Raw genomic sequence first — 23,415 nt, forward strand, 5'->3', positions numbered from 1 at the left:
GCACTCTGACCGGCCGCGGTCTCGCCCTGGTCTTCGTCGTGCCTGGTGGTTCGTGAGCTGGCCGCGGGGGCAACCGGCCTCGTGTTCGACCTCGGACCGCCGGCAGCGGACCGGGCGACCGCCGAGCGACCGGTTGTGGACCGGGATGAGACCGGTCGGACCGACGATCGCAGGGACAACGACGGGACGGCGCACTCGCCCGGCCCACGATCCGGAGGAATGACCCATGAAACGCACACTCACCATCCGCTGCCTCGCTGTGGGGCTCGTCTGCTTGGCGATCAGCGGCCTGAACGCCGGTTCCGCTTCCGCCTTGGGCCGCGTCTCGCACCACCACACCGTGGTGACGGCGTCTGGCACCTGGGTCGATCCCGGGCCCACCATCACCTCGGTCACGCCGGCCGGGGACAAGTACCAGGTCGATATGACGGGAGGGACCACGAGCACCGGCGACTTCACTGGTGTGAGCACCTACACCCTCAGCGTGATCTTCGACCCGGCGCTCAACACGTTGATCGGCTGTGCTCGTGAGACGTACGCCGCTACCCTTGCCGGACGCGGGAGCGGCCACGTCACCTTCGCGGAGCGCGTCCGCGTCAACGCGGACGGCTCGGAGGTCGTGACCGGGTACATCGTCGCCGGTGACGGCGTCTTCCGTGACGCTCGGGGCCTCGCAGTCTTCCGTGGGACCACCGACCCAACCGGGCCGAATCCGAGCACCGGCAGCTACCAGATGCTGATCGAGCTCGCCCAGCCGTAGCCCGTCCGGGTGCGCTCTGCCTGATCCGGTGTGGATCCGTCGCCCCGTGGGCTGACGGATCCACACCGGCGCGAAGGGTCGCCCATGGAGGAACGGTACGGGCGCGGTCACGCCCCTGACCACGGTTCTGGCCGACTTCTAACCGTCCGCTCGCCACATCTGAGGTCGCCGCTAGCCGACGCATCCGTACGCTGGGCTCGTCCCTCATCCGCGACCTCGAGGTGGACTCAGATGCGCCGCTCACGGCCCGCTGCCCGCCCGCACCTGCCGACCCCGCCCACCGCCGCCGTCGTCGTCTTGGCGCTCGCGATCGCGCTGGCCGGGTGCGGCTCGTCTGGCTCGTCGTCATCATCATCACTGCCTGCGCGTGATGGATCCGCGTCCAGCACCACCGCTCCCGCCGGCGTCGCCAACCCGAACGCCCCCGAGCCGGTGACCCCCGGGGACATCCCCGACAACCAGGTGTTCGTCGCCTACACGCCGCCCGGGGCCAACTACTCGATCAAGGTGCCCGAAGGCTGGGCCCGCACGACCAACGGCTCGGCCGTGACGTTCACGGACAAGTACAACTCGGTCGAGGCGAGCTCCCACCCGTCGACCACCCGGCCGACCGTCACCAGCGTGAAGTCGGCCGACCTGAGCGACGTCTCGAAGGACCCCGACTTCCATCTGGGGAAGGTCACCACCATCACTCGGAAGTCCGGCCCAGGTGTCCGTGCCACCTACACCATCGGCTCGGCGCCGAACCCGGTGACCGCCAAGAAGGCGCTCCTCGCTGTGGAGCGCTATGTGTTCAACCGCAGCGGGACGACCGTCGTCCTGACCCTCTCCGGGGCCAAAGGTGCAGACAACGTCGATCCGTGGCGGACCGTCAGCGACTCGCTCACCTGGAAGTGAGCGGCGATGACCGCCGACCCGGCACTGCGTGCCTTGGACCTCTATCGCTTCTTCCACACGGGGGACGACGAGACGCTGGCGCTGCGAGGAGTGTCGCTCGAGCTCGACCGCGGCGAGGTGGTCGCGGTGACCGGGCCGTCTGGCTCGGGCAAGTCGACGCTCATCGCGTGCCTGGCAGGTCTCGACGAGCCCGACGGCGGCACGGTGGCCTACGGGACCGCCAGCATGACTCGACGCAGCGAGGTCGACCGAGCCGCACTGCGCGCGCAGCTCGTCGGGGTGCTGTTCCAGTCCGGCAACCTGCTCGACCATCTCACCGTGGAGCAGAACATCACGGTCGCTCAGCGACTCGCCGGCCGGGCGCGCCCCGCGGAGCGGCGAGACCTCCTGGCCCGCGTGGACCTGTCCGACCGTGCCGCGGCCTCACCGCTGACGCTCTCGGGGGGCGAAGCAGCGCGTGCCGGGCTCGCCGTCGCCTTGGCGAACGATCCAGCGGTGATCCTGGCTGACGAGCCCACAGGTGAGATCGACGAGGCCAGTGCCGACCGCCTCCTCGTCCTGCTCCGCAGCCGTGCCCGCGCCGGCGCTGCGGTGCTGGTCGTGACCCACGACCCGTCGGTAGCGGCCGCCGCCGACCGGAGGATCGAGCTGGTCGACGGCCGGGTCGCCACGGGAGGGGGCTGAGCCGTGGCCCGCACCGTGCTCGTCGACGTGTCCGGCGTGGCCCGCACGTTCGGCAGGGGCCCCGAAGCAGTAGTCGCCGTCCACGACGTCACGTGCACGATTCGCGCCGGCGATCGCATCGCGCTCGTCGGGCCATCCGGCTCGGGGAAGACCACGCTGCTGCACCTGCTGGCCGGCCTCGATCAGCCGACCACCGGGTCCATCGAATGGCCCGGGATCGGCGGGCCGAACGACCTCCGGCCTGGCGCGGTCGCGGTGGTCTTCCAGGCACCGAGCCTGGTGCCGCCGCTCGACGTGACCGAGAACGTCGCCCTGCCGCTGCTGCTCTCCCGCGCCGACCGGGCTGTGGCCCGGGCCCGGGCCCTCGATGCGCTCGCCGCCCTAGGGCTCGCCGAGCTGGCCACCAGGCTTCCCGAGGAGCTGTCGGGCGGTCAGGCCCAGCGTGTGGCTGTCGCCCGCGCCGTCGCCGCCGACCCGAAGCTCCTGCTGGCCGATGAGCCGACCGGGCAGCTCGACCACCACGCGGGCGCCGCTGTGGTCGACGCCCTGCTCGCAGCGGCCGACCGCACCGGCGCGGCCCTGGTGGTCAACACCCACGATCCGGCCGTCGCCGACCGCCTCGGCCTTCGCTGGTCGATGACCGACGGCGGCCTCCGAGCGCCAGAGCTGATCGAACGATGACACGGCGTCGTGCCGTGGCTCCTGCGCTCTCAGCGCTGTGGCTAGGCGGGCTCATCCGGCGAAGGGCCGGACGGCTGCTCGTGACCTCGGCAGGCATAGCGCTCGCCGTGGGACTGCTCGCCTCCATCGGTGCGTTCCTCTCGGCATCGAAGGCCACCATGACCACCCGTGCCATCGCCACGGTCCCGGTCGACTGGCAGGTCGAGACCCAGCCCGGGGGAGACCCTGCGGTGGTGGCGCATCAGACCGCCGCGGACCCCCACGTGAAGGCCGCAGAGCCGGTCCAGTTCGCCACCGTCGACGGCCTCGAATCGACCACCGGGCCCCCGGACCAGTCGACGGTCCAGACCACGGGCGCCGCGCAGGTCCTCGGCGTCAGCGACACGTATCGGCGCACCTTCCCCGACCAGTTCCGCACGCTTGCGGGCTCGTCGGACGGCGTCCTCCTGTACCAGCAGACCGCTGCCAACCTCCATGCCGCACCGGGCAGCGCGGTGATCGTCCACCGCTCCGGCCTTCCACCGGCGCGCGTGCGCGTCGCCGGCGTGATCGACATCCCGCAGGAAGATCCGCTGTTCCAGAAGGTCGGAGCGCCCCCGGGCGCGCAGGCCCAGGCGCCGCCGGACGACGTGCTCATCCTCCCCGCGGCCACCTGGCACCGCCTGTTCGATCCGCTGGCGGCGCACCGCCCTGACCTGGTGCGATCCCAGGTCCACGCCCGGCTCGATCGCCAACTGCCCACGGACCCGGCGGCCGCGTACAGCGCGGTCTCCGGCCAGGCCCGCAACCTCGAGGTGACGCTGGCCGGCGCGGGGCTCGTGGGCGACAACGTGGGCGCCGCCCTGGCCGGTGCTCGCGAGGACGCCCTCTACGCGCAGGTGCTGTTCCTGTTCCTCGGCCTGCCCGGCGCCGTGCTCGCCGGGCTGCTCACCGCCACCGTCGCCGGCTCGGGCCGAGACCGCCGTCGGCGGGAGCAGGCCCTGCTCCGCACGCGCGGCGCCATCGTCGGGCAGCTGACGTGGCTCAGCGTCACCGAGGCGCTGCTCGTGGGTGTCGTCGGCGCCGCGCTCGGGCTGGGCATCGCCTACATCGTCAGTCGCGCCGCGTTCGGCACGGCCCGGTTCGGGGCCACGACGAGCGCGGCCGTGGTGTGGTCTGCTGCCGCGGTCCTGGCGGGGCTCCTCATCGCCGCCGTCTCGATCGCTCTGCCCGCGTGGCGTGATGCCCGCACCGCCACCGTCGCCGTGGCCCGCCAGATGGTCGGACGTTCCGGCGACCCGCGGTGGATGCGCTGGTACCTCGACCTTGCCCTCATCGCAGGAGCCCTCGCCGTGTTCTGGCTCACGTCTCGCAACGGCTACCACCTCGTCCTCGCCGTAGAAGGCGTGCCCACCATCTCGGTCAGCTACTGGGCGTTCGCCGGCCCTGCCTTGCTCTGGATCGGTGGCGGCCTGGTCACCTACCGGCTCACCGCCGTGCTGCTTCGCCGCGGGCGACCCGTGCTCGACCGGGCGCTCCGGCCCTTGTCGAGCGACCTCTCCGACACGGTGGCCGCCTCGCTCCAGCGGCAGCGCCGGCTGGTTGCCCGAGGCGTCGCCGCCGTGGCGCTGACGATCGGGTACGCCGCGTCGACCGCGGTGTTCAACAGCACGTACCGCCAACAGGCCGAGGTCGACGCCGTGCTCACGAACGGCGCCGACGTCACCGCCGCGGTCTCGCCCGGGGCCCAGGTGACCCCAGGGTCATCGCTGGCCCGCGCCATCGCGTTGACCCCCGGGGTGCGCCACGTCGAGCCCCTCCAACACCGCTACGCCTACGTCGGCGCCGACCTCCAAGACCTGTACGGGGTGGACACCTCCACGATCGGCGACGCCGGGCGCCTCCAGGACGCGTACTTCCAAGGGGGCAGTGCCAAGCAGCTGCTGGCCGAGCTCGCCCAGCACCCCGACAGCATCCTGGTCTCGGCGGAGACCGTGCACGATTTCCAGTTGCTGCCCGGCGATGCCGTCACCCTGCGGCTCCAGGATTCGCGCACCAAGCAGTACCGAAACGTCACGTTCCACTACGTCGGGATCGCCAAGGAGTTCCCGACCGCACCTCGCGACAGCTTCCTGGTCGCCAACCGCGGCTACATCGCGCAGAAGACCGGGTCTGCCGGTGTCGGCACGTTCCTCGTCGACACCGGCGGTCACAACACGCAGGCCGTGGCCCGTGCGGTGCGAGCGAGGGTCGGCACCGCAGCCACCGTCACCGACCTCGCCAGCAGCCGCAAGGTCGTCGGGTCCAGCCTGACCGCGGTCGACCTGTCCGGTCTGACGCGCGTCGAGCTCGGGTTCGCTCTCGCGCTCGCCGCGGCCGCCACCGGCCTCACCCTGTGGCTGGGGCTGGTCGAGCGGCGCCGAACCTTCGCCATCGTGACTGCGCTCGGCGCCACGCCCCGGCAGGTCGGCGCGTTCGTGTGGGCCGAGGCGCTGGTCGTGACCGTCGCCGGCCTCGCCGCCGGCGCGGTCATGGCCTGGGCCCTTGCCAACATGCTCGTCAAGGTCCTCACCGGCGTCTTCGACCCGCCGCCGGCCACGCTCTCGATCCCGTGGGTCTACCTCGGCGCCCTCACCACGGTGAGCGTCGCCGCCACGGCACTGGCGGGCACGCTCGCCGTGTCCAGCGCCCGCCGCCCCCGGATCGAGCTGCTCCGGTCCACATGATCGGAGTCCGCCGAGATCGTCGATGTCGCGCTCCCGTGGCCAGCGCGTGCGCTCCGGTCAGGTGACGCGGTTGGCGTACTCGGTGGAGCGCTGGAAGCCGGTGATCAGGGCGTCGGTGCCGCTGGTCTTGGCCTTCGGCACCCAGTAGGTCCAACCGCCGGCGTCCGGGGCGCGGCCGAGCATGCCGAGGTAGACCATGGCCACGTTCACCTCGGGGGTGAGGCGGGCGGCGCCCGTGGCGCCCTCGGCGTAGCCGCTGGCGAGCTGGCCGCGGGTGGTGCCACCGGCGAGCTTGGCCTCGTCGGCCGCCTGCTCGGTGGGCGACGGCGAGCGCTTGTAGACGTGCAGGTAGACGTTGGTGACGAACTGCGCGTCGCTGAGCAAGCCGATCGCGGCGTCGTGGGCGAAGGTGTCCGTGATCTGGGCGGCCGTCTTGCCCTGGCGCAGCAGGGCGACCGCGTCGTCGACCGTGGCGGCGGTGGGCGGATAGGTGCCGTGGGTGGCGAGGTAGCCGCGCACCACCGGTGCGACCACCCGTCCGAACTCGCTGGAGTCCATGAACGATCGGATGACGGAGCTGCCCGTGTTGCCCTTGTGGAGGCGGTCGGTCCAGTACGCGCTGCCGGGGGCGTCGACGCCGCGGCCGAGGAAGTCGCGGTACTGGCGGGCCACGAACGTGGCCGGGCAGTGGAAGGGGATCCATCCGTCGGCGCCGCTCTTCCAGGTGCCGTCGCGCCGGGCGTTGCGGTGGAACTGCGGCCAGTCGGCCTCGCACAGGCCGGTGCCGGTGGTGAAGACGTACACCTTGGTCACGTCGCCGGCGGTGCCGAACCAGTTGCCGGCGTGGTTCACGTACATCGACGGCTGCACGATGACCGCGTTGCCGTCCACCTGCGCCACCGCCGGTGAGGTGCCGCCGGGGAAGCTGTTGGCCGACATCGTGTAGGTGGCCTCGACGGCACCGTTGCGGCCGTCCATCACGCGCACGGCGCGCTCGAGGGTGGAGATGACCTCCTGCACGCCGTCGCCGTCGACGTCGGCGATGACGGTGCCGCCCTTGGTGGTGCTGGTGGGGCACGACCCGGCGGTGCGGTTGCACGCCCGCCACTTGCGGGTGCCGTTCGCCTCGTAGGCATACACGTAGCCGTAGTCGCTGGCGAAGGTCACCTCGAGCTTGCCGTCGTCGTCGATGTCGCCGACCGCGGGGGAGGCCATGACCTGGCCGTCCACGGCCACGGGCCAGCCGGGCAGGTTGGCCTTGTTGCGGGCGGTGAACGCCTCGACCCTGCGGCCGGCCGGCTCGCCCCAGTTGGCGCCGGAGCCCACGATGATGTCCGGGTACTTGTCGCCGTTCAGGTCGGCCACCGCGGGCGACGACCACACGGTCTGCCCCGGCGCGGTGCGGGGGTAGTTGCCGTAGGTGGTGCCGTTGGCCTTGAGGATCCAGACCAGGCCGCCGGCGGGGACGCCGAGGTTGTTGCCGGCGTAGATGTCGCCGCCGAGGATGATCTCGGGCCTGCCGTCGCGGTCGACGTCGGCGATGACCGGGCTGGACCAGAGGGAGTCCTCGAGGAAGCGGCGCCACAGCAGGGTGCCGCCGCGCGACCAGGCGTAGACGGAGTGGTCGTAGCTGGGGGCGACGATGTCGAGCAGTCCGTCGCCGTTGATGTCGGCGACCGCGGGGGTGGCGAAGAAGCCGTCGGGCCGGCAGTCGACCCCGGCGGGGCAGTGCTGCGGTGCCCCCTGGCGGAAGGTGCGCACGACGGCGCCGGTCGGCCCATCCAGCCAGACCACCCGACCGTCCATCGTGCCGATGATCACGTCGGGCTTCCCGTCGCCCGACAGGTCGGCGAGGGTGGGCGACGCCTGGATGGCGGTGTTGCCCAGGTCGCGGGTCCACAGCCGCGCCCGGTCGGTGGCGCGGAACGCCTCGACGGTGCCGTCCATGTTCGCCACCACGATCTCGGGCTCGGCGTCGCCGGTGATGTCGCCGACGGCCGGGCTGGCGTACGACTCCTTCGGTCCGGCGCCGGGGTACACGCCGCCCAGCGTGTGGTTCACCGTGCCCTGCAGGGTGAGGGTGGTGGTGGCGGCACCGGCAGGCATGGACCCGAGCGGTGCGCCGACGGGAGCCAGCAGCGGGACCGCCAGCAGGCCGGCCGCCCCGATCCAGCGCCAGCCGCCTCGAGCCCCGTGGCGCGGCCGGCGCTCACCCGTTCTCGCGGCGCGGCGGGCCCGGAGGGGGTGGGGTGGGGCCTGGCTCACCCCGGATCGCTCGATCACCGGCACCTATCGGCAGGAACGCGCGTCCCGACAGCACTCGGCGGAGGAACCGGCGGTCCCGCGGCGGAACCTGCGGTCCCGGGGGTGACGGATGACCACGAGGAGGGGCTCGGGAAGGCGCCGCGAAGGTGTGCGTCAGGGTCCGTACAGACGATGATGGCCCCATGGCTCGTCCGATCGATGTCGACGATGTGCTGCAGCCCAAGCCCACCCCCGCCGTGCTCCTGCGCCGGGGCTTCCTCAAGCACTGCCCGCGGTGCGGCGGCGGCCACGTCTACCGGTCCTGGTTCCGCATGAAGGAGCGGTGCCCCACCTGCGGGTACCTGTTCGAGCGCGAGCCGGGGTTCTTCGTCGGCGCCTACCTGATCAACTTCGCCATCGTCGAGGGCTTTCTCTTCCTCATGCTGATGTTCTTCATCGCATGGAAGGACCAGCACCCCGATGCCGGGATGACCCTCGCCATCGTCCTGGGCCTGACGATCGGTCTTGCCGGCCCGGTGGTCTTCTACCCGTACTCCCGCACCATCTGGTCCGCGCTCGACCTCATCATGACGCCGCTCGAGATGGGCGAGATCGTGGCCGCCGCCGACGCGGTGGGCGACGATGACGATGACGCCGTCGACCCCGACCGGCCGCCTCCGACCGAGGGCACCGCGCCCGATGCCGAGCCGGCGAACGGCGACGGGACCGGCGACCCTCCGCCGCCGGTCACCTGAGCCGACGGGTCAGTTGCCCGGGGTCGCCACGTCGTGCTGGTCGGCCCACGCCAGCACCTCTTGGTCGGTGAGCGCGTTCGAGACGCCGTCGCCGCCGGTGTAGGCGAGCTGCGGGCAGGCATCGGTCTTGGTGGCGATCGTGCCCGAGGTGACGGTCTTGCCCGTCTGGAGCTCGATGATCTGCACGTCGTAGGTGGTCTGGAGCAGCTTGGCCGTCACCCGCTCGCCGACCTGGTCGGGGTTGGTGAGCTCGTAGTCGCACGTCCCTCCGGTGGGCTTGCTGGAGGTCTGGTCGAAGCACATGGCCAGGCTCACGAGCGGGAGCGACTTGGCGAGGCCCAGCTCGATCCGTGCCGACGGCGGCGGCGACACCTTGATCACCCGCTCGGGCGGCAGGTCGGTGGAGCTGGCGGGCCGGGGGATCCGGGTGAACGCCACGGCCGGGTTCCCCGGGGTGAACGCGACCACGCCGGCCGACGACGGGAGCACCCGAGGATCGGCGCAGTACCCCCGGACGGTGGCCTCGGTGCCGGAGCCGGCCGCGGAGGAGAAGGTGTCGGCGGCCTTCGAACCCTGGTCGCGGCGGTCGAGGAAGACGAACACGCCAGCGGCGACGCCCACGCAGACGAGGATGGCGACGAGCGCGAGGAGCACCCGTCGGCCGCGGCGACGCCGGGGAGGCTTCCCGCCGGACTCCGGTGCCGCGGGCGCGCTGGCCGCTGCACCACCGGAGGCCCCGCTGATCTGGGCGGTGCCGAGCGGTCGCACGGTGCGCGGGGCCACCACCGTGGGCGTGCCCGAGATCGGCGTGGACGCACCCGAGGTGGGAGCGGCGCTCGCCGGCTGGAGCAGGCCGCAGCGGGGGCACACCGAACGGCCGGCAGGCAGGGGGTTGCCGCACCCCGCACAGTCGCGCGCTGGTTCGGTCACCTCCCCCTCCGTCACGGCGACGACGCTACCCGTAGGAGCGGGCCGCCTCGTCGACCGGCCCGCCCGCGGTGGCGACCGCCGCCGGAACCCGCACAGCCCGTACCCTGGCGACGCCGTGGACGATCCGACACCGACCGCGCCCGAGGCGCTCGAAGACCCCTGCCCGCACTGCGGGCAGCCCGTCGGCGACGCCTGGCTCGTCTGTGCCTGGTGCGGCACCCAGATCGCCGCCCCGGCCGAGCTGGAGGTGGGCACCACGCTCGCCGATGGCCGCTACCAGGTGCTCGGCATCATCGGCCGAGGCGGCTTCGGCATCACCTACGAGGTGGGCGACACCCGCCTGAAGCGGCGGGTCGCGGTCAAGGAGCTGTTCCCGGAGTCGGCCGTGCGCCACGGATCGATGGTCCTGACGCCGCCTCACGCCCGCGCGTCGTTCCGGTCGTCCCGCGAGCGGTTCCTGCGCGAAGCCCGGGTGCTGGCCCGCTTCACCCATCCCGGGATCGTGCGGGTCTACGAGGTGTTCGAGGAGCACGGCACCGCCTACCTGGTGATGGAGCTGCTGAGCGGGCGAACCCTCGTCGACATCATGCGGGCCCGCGACCGCCCGTTCACCGAGCCCGAGGTCCTCGACGTGGCCGGTCGGGTGGCGGCCGCCCTGCGGCCCGTGCACGCCGCCGGGGTGCTGCACCGCGACATCAACCCCTCCAACGTCATGCTCACCGAGCACGGCCGCATCGTGGTGATCGACTTCGGCCTGGCCCGAGACTTCGACCAGGACCAGACGATGGGCATGACCCGCATGGTCACCCCCGGGTACGCGCCGCTCGAGCAGTACCGCGGCGAGGGCCGGTTCGGGCCCACCACCGACGTCTACGGCCTGGCCGCCACCTGCTACCGGCTGGCCACCGGCCGCGTCCCCGTCGCCGCGGTCGAGCGCGACGGCGGAGCCGAGCTGCCGCCGCCCCGCCGGCTCAACGAGGCCATCACCAAGCCCGTCAGCGACGCCATCCTCGACGGGCTCGAGCTCGAGCCGGCCCACCGCCCGCAGGACCTCGACGCCTTCCTGGCCCGGATGCACATCCGCTGGCTGCCCGACACGCCGCGGTCGATCCTCCTCGGGACCGAGGGGGCCATGACCACCGACCTGGCCGGCGCGCCGCGAGACCTGCAGCCCACGTTCGGCCTCGCCGACCCCGGCCCGGCCGTCTCCGTGGGACCCACCGCGGTGGCGCCCCTCGCCGCCATCGCCTCGCTCGACGAGGTCGATCACGTCGAGCCCTTCCGCCCGTCCGAGCCGCCCGACCTGGACGGGTCCGAGGGCCACGAGCACGAGGACGAAGGGTCCGCCGAGGACGAGGACGAGGACGAGTACGTCGAGGCGGCTACGGCCGAACGGTCGGCCGAGGCCCGGGCGGTGCTCGCCACCGAGCTGGTGGCCGGCCCCGGCCCGGTGACCGTCACCACCCACTGGGCTCCCGCCGTCGATGGCGACCTGACCTCGCCCCTGGGCGCCGGTGCCGCCCCGCCGGCCGTCGACGACCGCACCTGGGTCCCGCAGGGCTCCGCTCCCGGCCGCGACGACCGCACCCAGGCCGACGAACACACCCGCGGCGCCCCGCTCGATCCGCGCCTCGACGAGGAGCCGCCGGCGCCGTACGCCCCCGGCCACCCCGAGCTCGTCCCGACGCGGGGCAAGGTCACCGTGCCGCTGGCCATCGTCGCCATCGCCGTCGCCAGCGCCGCACCGGTCATCGGCCTGGGGGCGGTGGTGCTGCTCGTGCTGCCGGCGCTGGCGACCCTCGGAGACGCTGTCGCCCGCCGCCTGCGCGCCGACCACGGGGTCGCCGGCCGGTGGGGCGAGCGCCACCTCCCTGCGGTGCTGTGGCTCCCGCTGCGCTTCGTTCGCAACGTCGTGGCGTCGGTGCTGCGCACCTCGCCGATCATCGGGGTCACCGCGGTGCTCCTCGCCGGTTGGTACGCGCTCGATGCCACGTCGCTGTCGGTGACCGTGACGAACGTGCTGCTGCGGATCATCGGGGGCGGCGCGGTCGCGGTGTCCCTCCTGACGGCTCGCGAGGGCTCGTCGCGGTTCCGGACCGGGATGGGCATCGACGAGCTGGCGGCGCGCAGCGCCCCTGAGGGGCGCACCACCGAGCGGCTGATCGTCGCCTGGTTGGTGATGGCGATCATCGTGGTGGCGGCCCTGTGGCTCGACCCCGACACCTTCCCCCTGCCGTGACCGGCCCCGCCTGGATCGACGAGATCGCCTGGGCGCCCACCGGACCACCGTGGCTGGCGATGGGGTTGTCGCGCATCGACGACGCCGCCTGGCTCCTGCCCGACGAGGCCCGAGATGGCGAGCTGGCCGAGCGGGCCCGGCTGCTCGACCAGCGTCGCGACGAGGTCTTCGCCGCCCTCCCAGGCACCGAGGCGGCGTCGGCCGAGGTGCTCGCCCTGGTGCGGCAGTGGGAGCGCCGGCACCGTCCCGACCTGGCCGAGGCACCCGTCGATCCGTCGCTCCACCCGCTCGAGGCCGCCGGCCGCCGCACGCAGGAGGACCTGGTCCTCATGGTGGATCGCGACGGCAGCGCCCACCTCGATGCGGCGGTGCTGTGCTTCCCGTCGCACTGGCGGCTGCGCGACAAGGTCGGCGGCAGCGCCCTCGCCATCCACGGGCCCGTGCCCCGCTACCGCGAGGACCTGGCCGAGAAGGTCGACCGCTTCCTCGACCGGCTGCGGCCCGATGTGCTGGTGGCCCGCCGCAACTGGAGCGTGCACCTCGACGACGCCCTGTTCTCGCCCGACCCCCCGCTCGACCCCAGCCCGGTCACCGCCGGCGAGGTGGGCGATGGGCTGTGGCTGCGCAGCGAGCGCCAGACCCTGCGCCGCCTGCCGTCCAGCGGGGTGGTCCTGTTTACGATCCGCGTGCAGCAGGCTCCGTTCTCGGCGTTCGCCGGCCATCCCGGCGCCGCCCGGGCGATGGCCGACCGCCTCGAGGCCCAGCCGGCGGAGCTCACCCGGATGAACGGCATGGCTCCGCACCGCGTCGCCGCGGTGAGCTGGCTGCGATCGGTGGCCCCAACTCGTTCCTGAGCCGTCGCGGCGCACCCCTAGGGTCCTGGTGATGGCAGCGCGGGCGTGGGATTCGACGGTGGTGGAGCCGATGGGCGACGGCCGGTACCGCGCCACGATCGGCGATGAGTGGGTGCTGGTGATGGTCCCCCAGGGAGGGATCGTGTCGGCCGTCGCCGCTCGGGCCATGGCGGTCGAGCTCGGCACCGACCAGCCCCTCCGATCGATCCACGGCGTGTTCGTCCGGCCCGTCCCGTCGGGCCCGATCGAGGCGCACGTGACGGTCCTGCGGCGCGGCCGCTCGGTGTCGCAGGCCCGCGTCGACATCTGCGCCGCCGACGGCGAGGTGGGCTACAGCGCGGTCGGGGTGTTCGGTGGCGACCGCACCGGGTTCTCGTTCACCGAGCTGGCCTACCCCGACGAGGTGCCCGACCCCGACGACTGCCCGTCGTTCCGCGACCCGCCGCCGCCCGAGGCCGGCGACGAGTGGCTTCGCGTCGACGGGCCGCTGCCGTTCTGGGCCGAGGTGCTCGACGGCCGCGGCGGGATCGGCCACGCGCCGTGGGACGACACGCCGCGCGGCGCCGCCGAGGTGGCCAACTGGTTCAAGTTCGACGACACCCCGGTGCTCGCCGACGGCCTGATGGACCCGCTGGCCCTGCTGGTCATGGCCGACGTGATGCCCGGGGCCGTGTTCGAGAAGCTCGGGCCCCGCGAGTCGGGGTGGTTCGCGCCCAGCGTCGACCTGAGCCTGCACCTGTTCGGCCACGCCACCCCCGGCTGGATCCTCGCCCACGCCAAGGCCCACCTGGCCGGCGACGGCTACGCCTCGGCCGAGATGGCCCTGTGGGACCCGAGGGGCGCCGACGGCCCCACGCTCGTCGCGTGGGCGGCCCAGCAGATGTTCTTCACCAGGGTCACCTGAGCGGCCTGTGGCGCGGAGCGGCCGCCGCCACCCCAGGGGTGACGACGGCCGATCCGGCTCGCTCGGGACGGGGTCAGCGGGTCAGCTGAAGCCGTTGTCGGAGAGCCACTTGCTGGCCACGTCGGCCGGCTCTTCCTTCTCGACGTCGGTGGCCTGGTTCCACGCGGCGAGGTCGGCGGTGGTGATCTTGGCGCTGATGGTGTTGAGCGCCTTGGTCAGGGCATCGCTGGCGACCGCGGTGCGGAACACGGGGACCACGTTCTGGGCGCTCTGGAGGCCCTTGTCGTCCTTCAGCTCGACGATCTTGCCGGTGGCGATCTCCGGAGCGGTGGAGCCGTACTGGGCGACCTGGATCTCGTCCGCCTGGAGGGCGGCGACGAGCGGCGGCCCGTAGTCGACGGCCTTGAACTTCAGGTCGAGGCCGTACTTGTCCTTGTAGCCGAGGAGGCAGTCGGGCCGTGTGGCGCACTCGGCCGCACCGCCGAGGGTGATGGTGCCGTCGACGCCGGACAGGTCGGAGATCTTGGTCACGCCGTTCTTGTCCGCCCACGACTTGAGGGCCACCAGCGCGTTGGCATCGGCCGCTTCGGACTGGTCGCTGGCCTGGAGGTCCTTGGGCTTGAGCAGGGTCTGGAGGGCGGCGAAGGTCGCATCGGCGTCTGAGGTGGCCTGGCTCGTCTTCACGTCGGTGCCCTCGAGGAACGTCACCGCGCTGCCCGAGTAGTCGAGCTGGAGGTCGAGCTTGTCGGCCTCGAGCGCGGCGTAGATCTGGTCGCGGGTGCCGATGGGCTTCTGGATGTCGACGTCGAAGCCCTGCGCCTTGAGGTACTGGCCGTAGACCTGGGCCAGCGTCTTCTGCTCGCTGAAGTCCTGGCTGCTGATGCGGATCTTCTCCGCCGTCGCACCGGACGGCTTCGTCGTGCTCGACGAGTCGCCGTCGGACTTGTTGTCGCTGCACGAGGCCAGGACCAAGACGCCGACGACGGCGATCAGGCTGATGGCCCGCAAGCGGCGGGAACGCGGGGTGTTCTTCATGGGGTCCCTCCGAGGGATGGGTTGTTGATGGAGATGGGTTCGATGGGGCGGCTGGGCTTGAAGGCGCGCCGGCTCGAGGGCACGGGGCGCAGCGGCTTCGGGACGAGGAAGCGGGTGACGAACCAGAAGGTCAGGTCGACGGCCATGGCCAACCCGGCCACCAGCAGGGCGCCGGCCTGGATCTCGTAGATGTTGTGGTTGGCGAAGCCGTAGTAGATGTAGATCCCGAGGCCGCTGCCACCGAACAGGGCGCCGAGCGTCTCGGTGGCCACCACCTGGGTGAGCGCCACGCGGCTGGCGGCCAGGATCAGCGGGGTCGCCAGCGGGAGCTCGACCCGGCGCAGGATCTCCATCTCGGTCAGCCCCATGGCCCGGGCCGCATCGACGGCCTCGGGCGACGCGGCGCGCACCGCCGTGTACGTGTTGGCGTACAGCGGGGGCAGGGCGAGCAGCACCAGGGCGATCACGATGGGCCAGGGCTCGAACCCCAGCCCGTTGCGGAGCGACACCAGGGCGAGCAGGCCGACGATCGTGACGGTGGGGATGACCCGGCCCAGGTTGACGATCCCGTTCGACAGCGCCTCGGCCCGGCGGAAGTGGGCCAGCACGGCCGCGGTGGGGATGGTCATCAGCGCGGCGATGCCGAATGCGAGCAGGGAGTGCCAGAGCGTGGTCCACACCTGGGCGGGGATGGCCCCGGTGACCGGGCGCTGGCTGCTGTCGCCCAGCCACTGCCACAGGTTGGTGGGCTCACCGGCGGCCAGGAGGTGCGAGGCGGCGGCGATCACGAGGCCACCCGCCGGTGGGCCCACGGCGTGGCCACCCACTCGATGCCCCGGATGAGCAGGTCGAGGACGACGGCCAGCAGCACGATGGCGACGCTGCCCAGGAGCATGACCGTGGAGTACTGCCGCCGGAAGCCGTCGAAGATGTAGGTGGCCAGGCCGCCGAGCTGGATGACCACCGAGATGCCGACGAGGCCGACGGTGGTCACGGTGGCGACGCGGATGCCGGTGAGGATGACCGGCATCGCCAGCGGCACCTCGACCTTGCGCAGGCGCTGGGACCGGCTCATGCCGAGGCCGTCGGCGGCGTCGAGCACCGGCTGCGGGACCGCATCGATGCCGGCGACGATGTTCCGGGTGATGATGAGCAGCGTGTAGCTGGTGAGGGCGATCACCGCCGACTGGAAGTTGGTGTTGTAGGTGGCGAGCACCCCGAACAGCGCCAGGCTCGGGATCGTGTAGAGGAACCCGGCGAACGTGAAGATCAGGCCGCGGAGCCAGTTGAAGCGCAGCACGAGCACCGCCAGGCCGGCCGACAGGATCGTACCGAGCACCACGGGCACGAACGTGAGCTCGAGGTGCTGGCGGGTGGCGGTCCACAGCTCCGACGGCGTCTGCTCCCGCTTGAACAGGTACTCCCACCGGAAGATCGGGTCGGTGGCCTGGGTGGCGGAGCTCAGCCCGTCGATGCGGTGCTTGGCCCACACCGCGAACGCGACCACGGCCACCGCGAGCACGGCGTAGGTGACCTTGCGCCTGGTGGTCACGACGACAGCCCCTCGCGGATGCTCTCGAGGGTGACCGAGCCCAGGTAGTGATCGCCCTCGTCGACCACGAGCGCGACCGACGACCGAGCGGTGAGGATGACCTCGAGCGCCTCGCGCAGGGTGGAGGAGGGGTGCAGCTGGGCGACCGCCGGCTCGGGCGCCAGCGCCTCGAGCGGCTGCTCGCGGATCTGCTCCGCCGGCACCCAGCCGAGGAACCGGCCCTCGCGGGTGAGCCCGAGCCAGTCGAACCCGCTGCTCGACAGGAGGGCCTTGGCCTCGTCGAGCGGGGCGCCGACGTCGAGCACCGGACCGGGGTCGAGCGCCAGCCCGGCCACCGTGGCGAGCGACAGCCGCTTGATCGAGCGCTCGTTGCCCACGAACGAGGCGACGAACTCGTTGGCCGGGTTGGCGAGCAGCTCGTCGGGCGCAGCCACCTGCTCGAGGATCCCGCCGACGTTGAGCACGGCCACCCGGTCGCCCAGCAGGATCGCTTCGTCGATGTCGTGGGTGACGAGGACGATGGTCTTGTGCACCCGTTCCTGCAGCGCCAGCAGCTCGTGCTGGAGGTGGGCGCGCACGATGGGGTCGACCGCGCCGAACGGCTCGTCCATCAGCAGGACCGGCGGATCCGCGGCCAGGGCCCGGGCCACGCCGACGCGCTGCTGCTGGCCACCCGACAGCTCGGCGGGGTAGCGCTTGAGCATGGTGGCGTCGATGCCCACCAGCTCGGCCAGCTCTGCCACGCGGTCTTCGGTCTGGGCCTTGCTCCACCCGAGGAGCTTGGGGACGGTGGCGATGTTCTGGCCGATCGTGCGGTGGGGGAACAGCCCGATCTGCTGGATCACGTACCCGATGCCGCGGCGCAGGTCGGTGAGCGACTGCTCCCGGATGTCGACGCCGCCGATCGTGATCGTGCCGTCGGTGGGGTTCACCAGCCGGTTGATCATGCGCAGCGTGGTGGTCTTGCCGCAGCCCGACGGCCCGATGAGGACGGTCAGCTCACCGGCGCGCATGGTGAGGTCGAGCGGCGCGACCGCAGGGCGCTCCGCACCGGGGAACGACTTGGTGACGCCTCGGAGCTCGATCGCGGAGTCGGTCATGCTGCCCGCCCCGTACCCCAGATGACGGGCGCGTCAGACCGGCGAGCCGTCGGGTTGTCGGTGGCTCCACCCTGCACCTCGCAGTTCCCGGAGATCCACCGCGCACGGCGCTGGGGAGCGCGTCGCTGGGTCTTGATGGCGGAACCCTACCGCTCTGTCCAGGGAAAACCCGACCATTTGAGTAGGCAATCGGGTTCGGCGGCGGGCGTCAGCCGGACCCGCCACGGGCCCAAAACGGACAAGAGACCGGGCAGGCCACCCCGGTCTCGTTGTTCAGCGGCGAGGGAGTTTGATCCCTGTGGGCCGCATATGGGCCGCCACGTCCGGGCCTTGAAGGCCCGGAGAGGCGGAACGGTCAGCGACCGGCGTTCGGCTTGGTGCCGTGGTTGGCCTTCTTGCGCCGGGCGTTGGTCTTGCGCTTGTCGGTCTTCTTGGACATGGGGGTCGACGCTACGCCGCGCGCCGGTCCCGGGTCCAGGCGAGCAGGTCGTCGGCGGTCCACGTGTTGATGATCCGGGCGGGATCGATGCCGTGCTCGACGGCCTTGTCGCAGCCGTAGTTGAGGAACTCGAGGTGGCCGGGGGAGTGCGAGTCGGTGTCGATGCTGATGAGGCAGCCGGCGTCGAGCGCCAGGTCGAGCAGCTCGGGCGGCGGATCCTGGCGCTCGGGGCGGCAGTTGATCTCGACGGCCGTGCCGTAGACCGAGCAGGCGTCGAAGATCAGCTGCTCGTCGTAGCTCGAACGGGCCCGGATCTCCCGCAGGTCGTCGCCGAAGCCCTTGACCTTGCGGCCGGTGCAGTGGCCCAGGACGTCGACGTGGGGGCTGGCGACCGCCTTGAGGATGCGCTCGGTCATGGGGAGCGGGTCCATGGTCAGCTTGTTGTGGACCGAGGCGACCACGATGTCGAGCCGCTCGAGCATGTCCTCGTCGCCGTCGAGCCCGCCGTCGAGGAGGATGTCGACCTCGACGCCGGTGAGGATGCGGAACGGGGCCAGCTGCTCGTTGAGCGCGGCGATCTCGTCGAGCTGGGCGAGGAGGCGCTCCCGGTTGAGGCCGTGGGCCACCGTGAGCCGGGGCGAGTGATCGGTCATGACGAGGTACTCGTGGCCGAGCGCCATGGCGGCGCGCGCCATGGTCTCGATGGAGGCGCCGCCGTCGCTCCAGGTGGAGTGGGCGTGGAGGTCGCCCTTGAGCGCGGCGCGCAGGTCGGCACCCGCGCCGAGCGGGATCACGGTCTCGGCCTCGAGCTTCACGATGCGGTCGGGGACCTTGCCCGCCAGGGCCTGCGTGATGACCTCGCCGGTGCTGGCGCCGACCGATGGCAGCTCCAGCAGGGTGCCCGACGCGACCCGCTGCTCCAGCTCGCCCGGTGGCAGCTGGCTCACCACATCGGCCGCCTTCAGGAAGGCCGCCGTCTTCTGTGACGGGAGCAGGCCGCGGTCTTGGAGGTACGCCACGCGCAGGAGCGCTTCGAGAGGATCCATCGGGGCCGAGGGTAGCGACGGAACGGACCGCGGGCACCGACCGCTGCACCGCTACCGTCGCCCTCCGTGCAGTACCGAGCGATCGCCACCGACCTCGACGGGACGCTGCTGCGGGGGGACAAGACGGTGTCGGCGCGCACCCGGGCGGCCATCGATGCCGCCGAGGATGCCGGCCTGCTGTTCATCGTGGCCACCGGCCGTCCGCCCCGCTGGATCGAGCCCGTGGTGGAGCAGATCGGCCACCGGGGGCTGGTGGTCTGCGCCAACGGCGCCTCGGTCTACGACCCTGCCCAGGACCGCCTGATCGCCCGCACCGACATCGCCGTCGACGTGGCCGTGTCGATCGTCGACGACGTGGAGCGGGCGTTCCCCACCGCCGTCCTGGGCGTCGAGCAGGGGATGGTCTTCTCCGCCGACACCTCGATCGAGGCGGCAGGGTCGCCGCAGCTCGGCGACCTGCTCCTGGCGGGGCTCCGGGTCGGCCCCATCCGCTCGTTCCTCGACGAGCCGGTGACCAAGCTGATCATCCGGCTTCCCGAGGACACCCAGCCGGGCGCGGCGGCCCAGGTCCAGGCGCTCGTGGGCGACCGGGCCCTGGTCACCCACTCCACCACCGAGACGTTCCTCGAGCTCTCGCACCCGTCGGTGCACAAGGCATCCACCGTCGAGCGCCTGCTCGGCGAGGCGGGGATCGCGCCGGCCGAGACCGTGGCGTTCGGCGACATGCCCAACGACCTCGAGCTCATCCGCTGGGCCGGCCTCGGCGTCGCCGTCGCCAACGCCCACCCGATCCTGCTCGCCGAGGCCGACGAGGTCACCGCCAGCAACGAGGACGACGGTGTCGCCCTCGTCATCGAGCGCATCCTCGCCGCCGGCTGACCCGGGCGCGCCACCGCTCGCGGCTTCGGGGTGGGGGAGGGGCGGCCGGTAGCGTGCGGCGCAATGGAACGCTTCGGCTTCGTCGGCCTCCCCAACTCGGGCAAGTCCTCGCTCTACAACGCGCTTGCGGGCGGCGGCGCGCTCGCCGCGCCCTACGCCTTCGCCACCACCGATCCCAACGTGGGGGTGGCCAAGGTGCCCGACCGGCGGCTCGACCTGCTCGCCGAGATGTCGCAGTCGAAGAAGGTCGTGCCCGCCAGCGTGCAGTTCGTCGACATCGGCGGCCTGGTCGAAGGGGCCAGCACGGGCGAAGGCCTGGGCAACCAGTTCCTCGCCCACATCCGCGAGGTCGACACCGTCGTCTTCCTGCTGCGGGCGTTCGTCGACTCCGACGTCCCCGGCCCCGACGATCCGCTCGAGTGCCTGCGGGTGCTCGAGATCGAGCTGGCGCTGGCGGATCTCGAGACCGTCGAGAGCCGCGTCGAGAAGCGGCGCAAGGCCGCCAAGCAGGACAAGAGCCTCACGGAGCTGGTCGAGGCGCTCGACGCCGCCCACGAGCTCCTCGCCGAGGGCACCCCGATCTACCGGGGCTCGCTCACCGCCGACCAGCGCACCGTGCTCAAGGAGGAGTTCCTCCTCACCAACAAGCCCGTGCTGGCGCTCGTCAACGTCGGCGAGGGCGACCTCGAGCGCATCCCCGAGATCATCGCCCCGGTCGAAGCCGAGCTGGCGGGCCAGGCCGAGGTCATCGGCATGTGCGTCCAGCTCGAAGCCGAGGCCGCGCAGTTCACCGGGTCCGAGCGCCTCGAGATGCTCGACGCCCTGGGCCTCGGCGAGGGCGGGCTCGAGCGCTTCATCCACGCGGCGTACCACCTCATGGGCCTGCGCACGTACCTCACCACGGGCGAGAAGGAGAGCCGGGCCTGGACCTTCCGGGCCGGCTACAAGGCGCCGCAGTGCGCCGGCGTCATCCACTCCGACTTCGAGCGGGGCTTCATCCGCGCCGAGGTGATCCACTGGGACGAGCTGCTCGAGCTGGGCTCGTGGAACAAGGCCAAGGACGTGGGCAAGCTCCGCGTGGAGGGCAAGGACTACGAGGTTGCCGATGGCGATGTCCTCGAGTTCCGCTTCAACGTCTGATCCGTCCCGGCCCGTGCGGCCGGGCCGCCTGGTGCTGGTGGGCACGCCCATCGGCAACCTGGGCGACCTGACGCCGCGCGCCATCGAGACGCTCGCCGCCGCCGACCTCGTCTGCTGCGAGGACACCCGGCGCACCGGCCGGCTGCTCCAGCACGCCGGCATCCGCGCCGCGGCGCTGCGCGTCGTCAACGACCACACCGAGGACGGGGCCGTGGGCGACGTCCTCGCCCGACTCGGCCGGGGCGAGGTGGTGGCCGTCGTGTCCGACGCCGGGATGCCGGGCATCTCCGATCCTGGCGAGCGGCTCGTGGCGGCCGCGGCCGAGGCCGGGTTCACCATCGAGGTGGTGCCCGGCCCGTCGGCCGCCATCAGCGCGCTGGTGGCCAGCGGGCTGCCGGCGGGCCGGTTCGCGTTCGAGGGGTTCCTGCCCCGCAAGGGCTCCGGGCGCACCGAGCGCCTGGCGGCCATCGTCGGCGAGCGCCGCACGGTCGTGCTCTACGAGGCGCCTCACCGTGTGGCGCGCACCCTGGCCGACCTCGCGGCGTCGTGCGGCGGCGACCGGCGCATCGTGCTGGCTCGGGAGCTGACCAAGCTACACGAGGAGCACTGGCGGGGGACGCTGGCCGGCGCCGTGCAGCACGCCGCCGACGTGGAGCCCCGCGGCGAGTACGTGCTGGTCCTCGACGGTGCCCCCGAGCCTGCCGAGGTGACCGACGGCGACATCGCCGCCGCCCTCGCCCAGGCCCGAGCGGCCGGCGCCTCCACCCGCGACGCGGTCACCGAGGTGGCGGCCGACCTCGGCGTCGCCAAGCGCCGCGTCTACGCCCTCGCCACCTCCTGACCCCGCCGATCTCAGGTCACGGAACCACCCCCGAGGTGGCCGGGCGACCCGAACGCGGCGGGTGCGGGTCGGCGGGGGCGGGTCTACGGTCCGGCGATGCTCATCTCCACCACCTTCGACCTGGCCGGCTACGACGTCACCGCGACGCTCGGTGAGGTGTTCGGGCTGACCGTCCGGGCCCGCAACATGGGCGCCGGCTGCGTCGCCGGGCTCCGCTCGATCGGCGGGGGCGAGATCCCCGAGTTCACCAAGCTGCTCGTGCAGAGCCGCAACGAGGCCATGGCCCGCATGGTCACCGAGGCCCAGGGCCGCGGCGCCAACGCCGTGCTCGGCATGCGCTTCGACGGCGGCGCGTTCGGCCAGTGGTCCGAGATCTGCGCGTACGGCACGGCGGTGTGGGTCACGCCCCAGAGCGACTACGCCAAGGACCAGTACGAGGCGATGGTCCAGCAGGGGCAGATGCCGCACCAGAGCGGCTACGGGGTCCAGGTCAGCGAGTGGGCACCCGGCCAGGCCCCCAGCGGCGTGCCCGGCACCTGAGCGTGGTCATCGCCGATCCCACCGCCGACCTCCTGCGCCTCGTCACCGAGCCCGGCGACCCACCGCCCGCGGAGCCCACCGCCTCCGCGGCGCGCACCGCAGCGCTGATCCGACGCCGGTTCGGGCTGTCGCTCCCGCCACCGTTCGCGGGAGCGCCGGGTCCCGACGAGCCCATCCGGGTCGCCGCCCCCACCGACGGGGCCGCGATCGCCGCGATCAAGTGGCGGGCGTTCGGCGCCAACTACCGCGGCGGCGTGCTGGCCGATTCGTTCCTCGACGCTCGTGGCGTGGTGCCACCGGCGTCGTTCTGGGTGGGGCGGGCGATGCTCCCGCCGTCGCGCCGCCACCGCCTCCTGGTGTGGGGCCGCCCGGGCACCGTGTTCGGCTACCTCGATGCCGGACCGGTCCATCCTGACGATGCCGATCCCACCCGCCCCGACAGCGGCGAGGTCTACGAGCTCTACGTCGATCCCACCGCCCAGGGCCGTGGGGGCGGGGGCCGGTTGCTGGCCGAGGCCGAGGACTGGTTCCGCTCGGTGGGGTACGTCCGCGCCGAGCTGTCCACGTTGGCCACCAACCCCTCTGCCCAGGCGTTCTACGAGGCGCACGGCTGGCGGCCCACCGGCCGGATCGTCCCCGTCGACCTCGGGGTGGTGGCCTTCGAGGAGGTTCGGTACGCCCGCCGACTCGCTCCCGGCTCCCCGTAGGCTGCCGGCCATGGAGGAGGCGCACGGATCGAGCCAGCCGCCCGACCCCCGCGACGCCGGGTCCTCCCACACCGGCCCCGACGACGGCCTCGACCACGACTACGACGCCGAGGTCATGGCGGTCCTCGACGCCTGGGAACCGCCCGACTACCTGCGTGACCGGCCGGCCACGTCGAAGCTGGTGGCGTGGAGCCGCAGCTCCCTGCTCGGGGCGGTGATCACCGGATCGGCCCTCGGCCTGCGCGAGGTGCTCGAGCCCAAGCGGGACGAGCAGATCGTCATCGAGGTCGATGCCGACGGCGAGCCGCACGACCTGCCCATCCGGCTGATCCTCGATCCCGACGATCCGGCGGGCAGTCTGTGCATCGTCCGGAGGGACCCGCCGGAGCCGCTGGTGTGACCGCAGAGTGACCGATGGGTAACCAACCGCAGGTCACGCCCGCAAAACCCGAATAATCACTCGAAAATAGGCCATATGGCCTA

At 72.4% G+C, this 23,415-nt stretch carries 22 protein-coding genes; 15 read left to right on the forward strand and 7 right to left on the reverse strand.

Translation table 11 applies throughout. The annotated features are described in order from the left end of the window. The first annotated feature begins 226 nt into the window (after positions 1 to 226). From ACPPVX_RS16600 to ACPPVX_RS16620, 5 genes are all read left to right on the forward strand, one after another. Complete coding sequence (locus ACPPVX_RS16600; protein WP_426571686.1) at positions 227 to 760, forward strand: hypothetical protein; 534 nt, start codon at positions 227 to 229, stop codon at positions 758 to 760. Between the two features lie 432 nt (positions 761 to 1,192). After that, positions 1,193 to 1,657, forward strand: a complete 465-nt coding sequence (locus tag ACPPVX_RS16605; protein WP_426571687.1) for a hypothetical protein — start codon at positions 1,193 to 1,195, stop codon at positions 1,655 to 1,657. A gap of 6 nt (positions 1,658 to 1,663) precedes the next feature. Then, positions 1,664 to 2,341, forward strand: a complete 678-nt coding sequence (locus ACPPVX_RS16610; protein WP_426571688.1) for an ABC transporter ATP-binding protein — start codon at positions 1,664 to 1,666, stop codon at positions 2,339 to 2,341. A 3-nt stretch (positions 2,342 to 2,344) separates the two neighbouring features. Beyond that, positions 2,345 to 3,022, forward strand: coding sequence for an ATP-binding cassette domain-containing protein (locus tag ACPPVX_RS16615; protein ID WP_426571689.1), 678 nt, complete (start codon positions 2,345 to 2,347; stop codon positions 3,020 to 3,022). Between the two features lie 107 nt (positions 3,023 to 3,129). Further along, positions 3,130 to 5,727, forward strand: a complete 2,598-nt coding sequence (locus tag ACPPVX_RS16620; RefSeq protein ID WP_426571690.1) for an FtsX-like permease family protein — start codon at positions 3,130 to 3,132, stop codon at positions 5,725 to 5,727. Between the two features lie 57 nt (positions 5,728 to 5,784). Here the strand turns inward: ACPPVX_RS16620 and ACPPVX_RS16625 are convergent, their stop codons facing one another. Continuing rightward, positions 5,785 to 7,833, reverse strand: coding sequence for an FG-GAP-like repeat-containing protein (locus tag ACPPVX_RS16625; RefSeq protein ID WP_426571691.1), 2,049 nt, complete (start codon positions 7,831 to 7,833; stop codon positions 5,785 to 5,787). 341 nt (positions 7,834 to 8,174) lie between these two features. Between ACPPVX_RS16625 and ACPPVX_RS16630 the strand changes: the two genes are divergently transcribed. Next, positions 8,175 to 8,726: a DUF983 domain-containing protein gene (locus ACPPVX_RS16630; RefSeq protein WP_426571692.1), complete on the forward strand. Its 552-nt coding sequence runs from the start codon at positions 8,175 to 8,177 to the stop codon at positions 8,724 to 8,726. A gap of 9 nt (positions 8,727 to 8,735) precedes the next feature. Here the strand turns inward: ACPPVX_RS16630 and ACPPVX_RS16635 are convergent, their stop codons facing one another. Continuing rightward, complete coding sequence (locus ACPPVX_RS16635; protein WP_426571693.1) at positions 8,736 to 9,656, reverse strand: hypothetical protein; 921 nt, start codon at positions 9,654 to 9,656, stop codon at positions 8,736 to 8,738. 115 nt (positions 9,657 to 9,771) lie between these two features. On the opposite strand from ACPPVX_RS16635, the gene ACPPVX_RS16640 reads away from it, so the two are divergent. The 3 genes from ACPPVX_RS16640 to ACPPVX_RS16650 are packed head-to-tail and all read left to right on the forward strand — an operon-like array spanning position 9,772 to position 13,653. Beyond that, positions 9,772 to 11,895, forward strand: coding sequence for a protein kinase domain-containing protein (locus tag ACPPVX_RS16640; RefSeq protein WP_426571694.1), 2,124 nt, complete (start codon positions 9,772 to 9,774; stop codon positions 11,893 to 11,895). Continuing rightward, complete coding sequence (locus ACPPVX_RS16645; RefSeq protein WP_426571695.1) at positions 11,892 to 12,749, forward strand: heme-dependent oxidative N-demethylase family protein; 858 nt, start codon at positions 11,892 to 11,894, stop codon at positions 12,747 to 12,749. Before ACPPVX_RS16640 ends, ACPPVX_RS16645 begins: the two co-directional genes overlap by 4 nt. Positions 12,750 to 12,780: 31 nt before the next feature. Further along, positions 12,781 to 13,653, forward strand: coding sequence for a thioesterase family protein (locus ACPPVX_RS16650; protein WP_426571696.1), 873 nt, complete (start codon positions 12,781 to 12,783; stop codon positions 13,651 to 13,653). A gap of 81 nt (positions 13,654 to 13,734) precedes the next feature. Here ACPPVX_RS16650 and ACPPVX_RS16655 read toward each other — a convergent pair whose 3' ends face one another. The 5 genes from ACPPVX_RS16655 to ACPPVX_RS16675 form a co-directional block, all read right to left on the reverse strand. Then, entirely contained in the window at positions 13,735 to 14,688 is a 954-nt protein-coding gene (locus ACPPVX_RS16655) for an ABC transporter substrate-binding protein (protein WP_426571697.1), read from the reverse strand. Beyond that, the gene (locus tag ACPPVX_RS16660; protein WP_426571698.1) at positions 14,685 to 15,476 is read right to left on the reverse strand and encodes an ABC transporter permease; all 792 of its coding nucleotides are present in this window, start codon (positions 15,474 to 15,476) and stop codon (positions 14,685 to 14,687) included. Before ACPPVX_RS16660 ends, ACPPVX_RS16655 begins: the two co-directional genes overlap by 4 nt. Beyond that, on the reverse strand, positions 15,473 to 16,240 hold the full coding sequence (locus ACPPVX_RS16665) for an ABC transporter permease (protein ID WP_426571699.1): 768 nt from the start codon (positions 16,238 to 16,240) through the stop codon (positions 15,473 to 15,475). The genes ACPPVX_RS16660 and ACPPVX_RS16665 overlap by 4 nt, the downstream gene beginning before the upstream one ends. Continuing rightward, positions 16,237 to 17,340 (reverse strand): ABC transporter ATP-binding protein, encoded by a 1,104-nt coding sequence (locus ACPPVX_RS16670; RefSeq protein ID WP_426571700.1) that lies wholly within the window; start codon positions 17,338 to 17,340, stop codon positions 16,237 to 16,239. Before ACPPVX_RS16670 ends, ACPPVX_RS16665 begins: the two co-directional genes overlap by 4 nt. A 450-nt stretch (positions 17,341 to 17,790) precedes the next feature. Continuing rightward, positions 17,791 to 18,825, reverse strand: coding sequence for a PHP domain-containing protein (locus ACPPVX_RS16675; protein WP_426571701.1), 1,035 nt, complete (start codon positions 18,823 to 18,825; stop codon positions 17,791 to 17,793). A gap of 66 nt (positions 18,826 to 18,891) precedes the next feature. Between ACPPVX_RS16675 and ACPPVX_RS16680 the strand changes: the two genes are divergently transcribed. The 6 genes from ACPPVX_RS16680 to ACPPVX_RS16705 all read left to right on the forward strand — a co-directional run bounded on the left by ACPPVX_RS16680 (position 18,892) and on the right by ACPPVX_RS16705 (position 23,332). Then, the gene (locus ACPPVX_RS16680; RefSeq protein ID WP_426571702.1) at positions 18,892 to 19,704 is read left to right on the forward strand and encodes an HAD family hydrolase; all 813 of its coding nucleotides are present in this window, start codon (positions 18,892 to 18,894) and stop codon (positions 19,702 to 19,704) included. A gap of 63 nt (positions 19,705 to 19,767) precedes the next feature. Further along, the gene (gene ychF / locus ACPPVX_RS16685) at positions 19,768 to 20,844 is read left to right on the forward strand and encodes a redox-regulated ATPase YchF (RefSeq protein ID WP_426571703.1); all 1,077 of its coding nucleotides are present in this window, start codon (positions 19,768 to 19,770) and stop codon (positions 20,842 to 20,844) included. Positions 20,845 to 20,881: 37 nt separating this feature from the next. Next, a complete protein-coding gene (gene rsmI, locus ACPPVX_RS16690) occupies positions 20,882 to 21,685 on the forward strand; it encodes a 16S rRNA (cytidine(1402)-2'-O)-methyltransferase (RefSeq protein ID WP_426571704.1) in 804 nt (267 codons plus the stop codon). Positions 21,686 to 21,781: 96 nt separating this feature from the next. Beyond that, complete coding sequence (locus ACPPVX_RS16695; protein ID WP_426571705.1) at positions 21,782 to 22,225, forward strand: YbjQ family protein; 444 nt, start codon at positions 21,782 to 21,784, stop codon at positions 22,223 to 22,225. Between the two features lie 2 nt (positions 22,226 to 22,227). Beyond that, the gene (locus tag ACPPVX_RS16700; RefSeq protein ID WP_426571706.1) at positions 22,228 to 22,932 is read left to right on the forward strand and encodes an N-acetyltransferase family protein; all 705 of its coding nucleotides are present in this window, start codon (positions 22,228 to 22,230) and stop codon (positions 22,930 to 22,932) included. A 10-nt stretch (positions 22,933 to 22,942) separates the two neighbouring features. Further along, positions 22,943 to 23,332, forward strand: coding sequence for a hypothetical protein (locus ACPPVX_RS16705; protein WP_426571707.1), 390 nt, complete (start codon positions 22,943 to 22,945; stop codon positions 23,330 to 23,332). Positions 23,333 to 23,415 lie beyond the last annotated feature (83 nt).

The organism is Aquihabitans sp. McL0605, assembly GCF_049993875.1.
GTDB lineage: Bacteria > Actinomycetota > Acidimicrobiia > Acidimicrobiales > Iamiaceae > Aquihabitans.

Coding starts and splice junctions, on each gene's coding strand:
- ACPPVX_RS16600 (WP_426571686.1), top strand. CDS start 227: ATGAAACGCACACTCACCATCCGCTGCCTCGCTGTGGGGCTCGTCTGC.
- ACPPVX_RS16655 (WP_426571697.1), bottom strand. CDS start 14,688: ATGAAGAACACCCCGCGTTCCCGCCGCTTGCGGGCCATCAGCCTGATC.
- ACPPVX_RS16705 (WP_426571707.1), top strand. CDS start 22,943: ATGGAGGAGGCGCACGGATCGAGCCAGCCGCCCGACCCCCGCGACGCC.
- ychF (WP_426571703.1), top strand. CDS start 19,768: ATGGAACGCTTCGGCTTCGTCGGCCTCCCCAACTCGGGCAAGTCCTCG.
- ACPPVX_RS16625 (WP_426571691.1), bottom strand. CDS start 7,833: ATGCCTGCCGGTGCCGCCACCACCACCCTCACCCTGCAGGGCACGGTG.
- ACPPVX_RS16695 (WP_426571705.1), top strand. CDS start 21,782: ATGCTCATCTCCACCACCTTCGACCTGGCCGGCTACGACGTCACCGCG.
- ACPPVX_RS16670 (WP_426571700.1), bottom strand. CDS start 17,340: ATGACCGACTCCGCGATCGAGCTCCGAGGCGTCACCAAGTCGTTCCCC.
- ACPPVX_RS16630 (WP_426571692.1), top strand. CDS start 8,175: ATGGCTCGTCCGATCGATGTCGACGATGTGCTGCAGCCCAAGCCCACC.
- ACPPVX_RS16675 (WP_426571701.1), bottom strand. CDS start 18,825: ATGGATCCTCTCGAAGCGCTCCTGCGCGTGGCGTACCTCCAAGACCGC.
- ACPPVX_RS16610 (WP_426571688.1), top strand. CDS start 1,664: ATGACCGCCGACCCGGCACTGCGTGCCTTGGACCTCTATCGCTTCTTC.
- ACPPVX_RS16650 (WP_426571696.1), top strand. CDS start 12,781: ATGGCAGCGCGGGCGTGGGATTCGACGGTGGTGGAGCCGATGGGCGAC.